Source organism: Streptococcus pseudopneumoniae, from assembly GCF_001076775.1.
Classification (GTDB): domain Bacteria; phylum Bacillota; class Bacilli; order Lactobacillales; family Streptococcaceae; genus Streptococcus; species Streptococcus pseudopneumoniae_G.
The window spans coordinates 181,741-187,982 of the sequence record NZ_JVGV01000022.1; the positions used below are offsets into that span (position 1 = coordinate 181,741).

The window sequence follows — 6,242 nt, forward strand, 5'->3', positions numbered from 1 at the left end:
GAAAGGGTTTCAATATGGAGAAGCTGAAAAATATCCTCTTTAACAAGGTCACCATCGGGGCCATCCTGCTCTTTGTACAACTGGCCTGGCTCTTGCTCTTTTTCTACCAATTAAGCAGCTATTCCACAGTGATTACAGCTATTTTGGGGCTTGTCAGTGTCCTGATGATGTTGGCTATTGTCAGCTCCAAGGATAATCCGGTCTACAAGATTGGCTGGCTCATCCTGATTGGCCTCATGCCCATGTTTGGAACCTTTCTTTACTTAATCTCTGCCAACAAGCAACCAGCTAAGAAGCTGAGAAAGGCCATTCAAGAGTCGGAAGCCCGCATTGAACAAGCCTTAGAGCAAACTAACTATTCTTCCCAAGATGTCCCAATTGCAGACGAGGTCAAAGGAATTTCGGACTACATTGCCAGTCAGGGCACTTATACCCGCCATGGCAATACGGATGTGTCCTATTTCAAACTGGGTGAGGACATGTATGCCTCCATGCTCAAAGATATGGAGCAGGCCCAGTCCTTTATCTTCTTTGAATACTTCATTGTCGGCCAAGGGCAGATGTGGGATGGGATGAAGGATATCCTGATCAACAAGGCACAGGAAGGCCTGGATGTCCGTGTCATGTATGATGATTTGGGTTCTCTGATGGTCTTGCCAAAGGGCTTCAAGGCCGAGCTGGAGAGCAATGGCGTCAAGGTGGTAACCTTTAACCCGATGGTCCCTTATCTAGCTCTGGGAATGAACAATCGCGACCATCGCAAGATCTTAGTCATTGATGGAAATGTGGCTTACAACGGGGGCATCAATATCGCGGATGAATACATCAATGTGGACAGCAAATTAGGCCACTGGAAGGATACCGGTCTGCGCTTGGAAGGGGATGGGGTTGCCAATCTGACCCTCATGTTCCTCTCGGTTTGGGATGCCTGCCGCAAGGAGCAGACCCATGTTGCGGCCTATCTGCCTAAGAAGTCCGTAAAGGCCAAGGGTTATGTCCAGCCATTCTCCGATTCGCCTTTGGATGAGGAGCTGATTTCAGAGAACCTCTATATGGATATCCTCTGGAATGCCAAGGACTATGTTTACATCTTTACCCCTTATCTGATTATCGACCATGAGATGACACTGGCTCTGACCATGGCGGCCAAAAGAGGGGTAGATGTCCGCATCGTAGTGCCGAAGATTCCAGATAAGAAGGCTGTCTACACCCTGACCGAATCCTATTTCCGTCCGCTTCTGGAAGCAGGCGTTCGCTTGTATCGCTACACGCCAGGTTTTATCCATGCCAAGAGCTATCTGGCAGATGATAAGGTTGGCGTCGTTGGGACCATCAACATGGACTACCGCAGCCTCTACCTGCACTTTGAATGCGGTACCTTCCTTTATGAGGTTGACGCGCTCAAGGACTTGAAAGAAGACTATCTCGAAACCTTTGCGGTCAGTGAAGAAGTGCAGTTGAAGGAGCTGGGAGAAGGACTGCTGAAACGGACAGGTCAGGCTGTTCTAAGAGTCTTGAGTCCGCTCTTTTAGGAGGAAATACCATGAAAGCGAATCTTAGAAAAAAGAAACCTTTGCAGGTTTTGTGGCATATTGTCAAGGTAACCCATTTTTCCAATTTTATCCTGTCCTTTGTCTGTTATCTCTTTCTGGCAGCCCTGATCTTGTTGTTTACTGAGCCTGCCATTGAGACTTTCGGAGATAGTATTTGGTATTCTTTCGTGACCTCGACCACTACGGGCTATGGGGATATTGTGGTGACAACAGCCATCGGCAGGATTGTCAGTGTTATCCTGTCTCTCTATGGCCTCCTCTTTTTCGGCTGTCTGTCAGGGATTGTGGTGACCTACTATATGGAGATGAACAAGCTCTTGCCCAAGGAGGAGGATCAAAAGTGATGAAGAAACAAAATCTTAGGATCCTGCTTTCGGGCTTCTGCTTGAGCAGTCTGATTGCCCTAGTTGCCTTTCTCTTTCTGATGGCTGAAAAATTTGGCAGCCATCTATTGTGGGAAAGCTGGGGGCATTCTGTGCCCTTTCCCAACCTTTATAAAGGTCTCTTGCTCTTGGTGGGTGGCTTCTTGGTCTTTGCCCTCAAACGAAAGTGGGGGAGTCTGCCTAGAACCAGCCATGAGCTGATGGAGGAGCTGAAAGAAGGTCAGACCGTCAATTACCGCCATACTTGGCGCAGCCTGGTCTTGGCCCTACTCATCCTTGTAATGGGAGCAGGAGTTGGGCCAGAGGCCCCTTTGTTGGGGGCAGTCATTGCCTACTCCATCTGGCAGGCGGATAAGCTCCGTTACCTAGAAGCTAATAGAGAGCAGCTGAAGCACCTGCCCCTCCAAGATAAGTTTGTCAGGCTTTTCCATCCCAGTCAATACCTGCTGACCTATCCAGCCAGCCAGAAGGGAACGGATAAGAAGAAGCGCTTGTTTTTCATTGTCAACGGCCTGATTATTTTTGTCCTGCTGATGCGGATGACCGAGCAACCTTCCTTTATCACCAAACTGGGTGACAGCCAGTGGCAGATGGCGGAATTGGTTTTGATTTTGCCCCTCATGCTCTATGGCTTCCTCTTTGGTAAAGTCTACTATTGGCTGATGAAAAAGATAAAAGCTGTCTTGAAGGCGTATTCCTTGCCTCTCTTTGCTAAAGTCATGCTTGGTGCAATTGCCATCTTTGGAATTGCGGTTTTTGCGCCCAGCCTGCTCTTTTCTGGCCAGCATGCCATGCACTCAGTTGTGGAGATGGGGCTGGAGCTACCAGTCCTAGTTTTGTTTGGTCTGTCCCTTCTCAAACTTCTCTTTTTGGAAATCTGCCTGGAAACAGGCTGGACAGGCGGAGATATTTTTCCCATCACCTTTGCCAGCATCCTGCAGGGCTTTGCAGTGGCCCAATTGCTGCCAGGCTACGACCCCCTCTTTGTCGTTCTGGTTGTCAGCCTTTCTTTGGCGGTCACCTTGCTGCAGAAGGAGTGGCTGGCAGGTATCTTCATCTCCCTCTTTTTCCCAGTCAAACTTTGGCCCATTGCCCTCATTCTCATCTTCATGTTACGGTGGATGGGTATAAAAGTGAAAGCAGGAAGAGTTCATGGTGAAGCCTAATTTCAGTCGGCTGCTCCATGGCTCTTGGGCTTTGCTTATCTTTGTCCTACTCATGCTCCAGCCGGCCATCTACCAGGGAATCATCAAAGCCAGTCTGACTCCCTCCATGGCCTATCTGGACGCCCTTTTGGCAGGTGAATTCGGCACCTTTATCAGCCAAAAACTAATTTGGATGGGAGTTTTCTTGATTCTTGCCTTTCTGGGTCAGCTCATCCTCTACTTTTGGGGAAATATGCACTTGCTGGGCATTTTGAAGAGAGAAAGAGGACTTAGTCCTTCCTTGATGCGCCTGACCTGGGCCTATTACGGGCTAATCTGGCTGATGGCTGGGGCTATTTTGGCTGTCCTGCTTGTCCTGATCATCCAGGGATGGCAGATTTACCAGCTATCTGGCGAGCTTGGACAGTATGATTTTCAAGCGACTGTTGAACAGATTTTAGACAAGCTGCGGAGCCTTAGTTTACAAAGCCTTGGGGACATGGAAGCGACTTTGAAAGCCATTTGGACCATTTTAAAAGAAAATGCCCCCCTCTATAAAGTGCTACGAGAAGGGATTGCTACCCTAACTCAGATTGAACAAGTCATCGGAACCTCTTACTTCTTACTTTCTGGACTGTCAATCTATATGGTTTTGGAGAATCTATTCTTCTATACCTTACGAGTAAAGAAGTATCAACTTCTGATGATTGGGCAACATCTGATAGAAAAGGGGAGCAGGAGTAGCCTCCTTTCAAAAAAAATTCTTTGAACCATTCAATTATTTACTCCCTAGCAAAACTTATGCTATACTAGGTGTATGAAAAACTCTAGTAACAAGAAAAAATCATTCTTTTTATTGATTGGTGTGATGATGATGGGGGCCGTGATGCGGGTCCCATTTACTGCGATTCCAGCTGTTTTGACGGATATTGCGGCTGGCCTGGGTGTTTCAGTCAGTGACTTGGGCATTTTGACTTCTCTGCCCCTCGTCATGTTTGCCCTTTGTTCTTCCCTGGCTCCTGGCTGGGCGGCTCGATTGGGTCTGGAAAAACTCTTGGGCCTGGCCCTCTTGGTCATGACAGCTGGCTCCCTGCTTCGGATTGTAGGTGTAGCAGGGCTCTTTCTTGGAACCATCCTAATCGGTATTTCAGTGGCCATTATCAATGTCCTCCTGCCCAGTCTGGTCTCCGTGCATTTCCCACTTAAGGTTGGGCTCTATACCACCGTCTATATCACCATGATGGGCTTAGCGGGAACGGTCGGTTCAATGGTGGCTGTACCGATTGTAGAAGCTAGTTCCTGGCAGACCTTTGTTATCCTATTGACCCTCTTTGTTGGCCTAGCGGCCCTCATCTGGTTGCCAAACTGGTCCTACAACCATCGCTTTGAGCAAGCCTCCAAAACGACCAAGCAAGGATCACTTTTGAAAAACAAGGCGGCCCTGATTTTTATATGTGAAAGAAATTTCAAATTTTTTCTAAAAATAGCTTGACAGATTAAATTTTTAGGAGTAGAATGTTTACCAGTTAATTAAATAGTTAAGGGGTTGTTTATGAAAAAACAGAGTTTATTTTTAGTATTGTTAAGTGTCTTTCTTTTGTGTTTAGGGGCTTGTGGCCAAAAGGAAAGTCAGACTGGGAAAGGGATGAAAATTGTAACCAGTTTTTATCCTGTCTATGCTATGGTCAAGGAAGTATCTGGTGACTTGAATGATGTTCGGATGATTCAGTCAAGTAGTGGGATTCACTCCTTTGAACCTTCAGCGAACGACATTGCAGCCATCTATGATGCAGATGTCTTTGTTTATCATTCTCATACGCTCGAATCTTGGGCAGGAAGTCTGGACCCCAATCTTAAAAAATCCAAAGTTAAGGTTTTAGAGGCTTCAGAGGGAATGACTTTAGATCGCGTCCCAGGGCTAGAAGATGTGGAAGCAGGTGATGGAGTTGATGAAAAAACGCTCTATGATCCTCACACTTGGCTAGATCCTGAAAAAGCTGGTGAAGAAGCTCAGATTATCGCTGATAAACTTTCAGAGGTGGATAGTGAGCATAAAGAAACTTATCAAAAAAATGCGCAAGCCTTTATCAAAAAAGCTCAAGAATTGACTAAGAAATTCCAGCCTAAATTTGAAAAAGCGAGTCAGAAAACTTTTGTAACACAGCATACAGCCTTTTCTTATCTTGCTAAGCGATTTGGACTCAATCAACTTGGTATTGCAGGTATCTCTCCAGAACAAGAACCAAGTCCAAGACAACTAACAGAAATTCAGGAATTTGTAAAAACCTATAAGGTTAAAACGATTTTTACAGAAAGTAATGCTTCTTCAAAAGTAGCTGAAACTCTTGTCAAATCAACAGGTGTGGGGCTTAAAACTCTGAATCCTTTAGAGGCAGACCCACAAAATGACAAGACTTACCTAGAAAATCTTGAAGAAAATATGAGTGTTCTAGCAGAAGAATTAAAGTGAGGAAAGAATGAAAATCAATAAAAAATATGTGGCGGGTTCGGTGGCAGTTCTTGCCCTAAGTGTTTGTTCCTATGAACTTGGTCGTTACCAAGCTGGTCAAGTTAAGAAAGAGTCTAATCGAGTAGCTTATATAGATGGTGATCAGACTGGTCAAAAGGCAGAGAACTTGACACCAGATGAAGTTAGTAAGAGAGAGGGAATCAACGCCGAACAAATCGTCATCAAGATTACGGATCAAGGTTATGTGACCTCTCATGGAGACCATTATCATTACTATAATGGCAAGGTTCCTTATGACGCTATCATCAGTGAAGAACTGCTGATGAAAGATCCGAATTATCAGTTGAAGAATTCAGACATTGTCAATGAAATCAAGGGTGGCTATGTCATCAAGGTAGACGGGAAATACTATGTTTACCTTAAAGATGCAGCTCATGCGGACAATATTCGTACAAAAGAAGAGATTAAACGTCAGAAGCAGGAACATAGTAGTAATCACGGTGGCGGTTCTAACGATCAGGCAGTAGTTGCAGCCAGAGCTCAAGGACGCTACACAACGGATGATGGGTATATCTTTAATGCATCTGATATCATAGAAGATACGGGTGATGCTTATATTGTACCTCACGGCAATCACTTCCACTATATTCCGAAGAGTGATTTGTCTGCCAGTGAATTAGCTGCTGCCCAA

At 45.6% G+C, this 6,242-nt stretch carries 7 protein-coding genes; all 7 read left to right on the forward strand.

Annotated features, from left to right (window positions below; all coding sequences use genetic code 11):
• Positions 1 to 14 precede the first annotated feature (14 nt).
• Entirely contained in the window at positions 15 to 1,532 is a 1,518-nt protein-coding gene (gene cls / locus ADJ60_RS06930) for a cardiolipin synthase (protein ID WP_031365519.1), read from the forward strand.
• Positions 1,533 to 1,543: 11 nt separating this feature from the next.
• On the forward strand, positions 1,544 to 1,897 hold the full coding sequence (locus ADJ60_RS06935; protein WP_031365520.1) for a potassium channel family protein: 354 nt from the start codon (positions 1,544 to 1,546) through the stop codon (positions 1,895 to 1,897).
• Positions 1,897 to 3,102, forward strand: a complete 1,206-nt coding sequence (locus tag ADJ60_RS06940; protein ID WP_031365521.1) for a chloride channel protein — start codon at positions 1,897 to 1,899, stop codon at positions 3,100 to 3,102. Before ADJ60_RS06935 ends, ADJ60_RS06940 begins: the two co-directional genes overlap by 1 nt.
• Entirely contained in the window at positions 3,089 to 3,850 is a 762-nt protein-coding gene (locus tag ADJ60_RS06945) for a hypothetical protein (protein ID WP_152907441.1), read from the forward strand. Before ADJ60_RS06940 ends, ADJ60_RS06945 begins: the two co-directional genes overlap by 14 nt.
• Before the next feature lie 48 nt (positions 3,851 to 3,898).
• Positions 3,899 to 4,573, forward strand: a complete 675-nt coding sequence (locus tag ADJ60_RS06950) for an MFS transporter (RefSeq protein ID WP_239682356.1) — start codon at positions 3,899 to 3,901, stop codon at positions 4,571 to 4,573.
• 60 nt (positions 4,574 to 4,633) lie between these two features.
• Complete coding sequence (adcAII, locus tag ADJ60_RS06955; RefSeq protein WP_049544284.1) at positions 4,634 to 5,551, forward strand: zinc-binding lipoprotein AdcAII; 918 nt, start codon at positions 4,634 to 4,636, stop codon at positions 5,549 to 5,551.
• A 7-nt stretch (positions 5,552 to 5,558) separates the two neighbouring features.
• Positions 5,559 to 6,242 (forward strand): pneumococcal-type histidine triad protein (locus ADJ60_RS06960; protein ID WP_049544288.1); only part of this gene is annotated, 684 nt, incomplete at its 3' end.

Excerpts from the sequence above, each read along its gene's own strand:
- cls (WP_031365519.1), top strand. The coding sequence starts at position 15 with ATGGAGAAGCTGAAAAATATCCTCTTTAACAAGGTCACCATCGGGGCC.
- ADJ60_RS06935 (WP_031365520.1), top strand. The coding sequence starts at position 1,544 with ATGAAAGCGAATCTTAGAAAAAAGAAACCTTTGCAGGTTTTGTGGCAT.
- ADJ60_RS06940 (WP_031365521.1), top strand. The coding sequence starts at position 1,897 with ATGAAGAAACAAAATCTTAGGATCCTGCTTTCGGGCTTCTGCTTGAGC.
- ADJ60_RS06945 (WP_152907441.1), top strand. The coding sequence starts at position 3,089 with ATGGTGAAGCCTAATTTCAGTCGGCTGCTCCATGGCTCTTGGGCTTTG.
- ADJ60_RS06950 (WP_239682356.1), top strand. The coding sequence starts at position 3,899 with ATGAAAAACTCTAGTAACAAGAAAAAATCATTCTTTTTATTGATTGGT.
- adcAII (WP_049544284.1), top strand. The coding sequence starts at position 4,634 with ATGAAAAAACAGAGTTTATTTTTAGTATTGTTAAGTGTCTTTCTTTTG.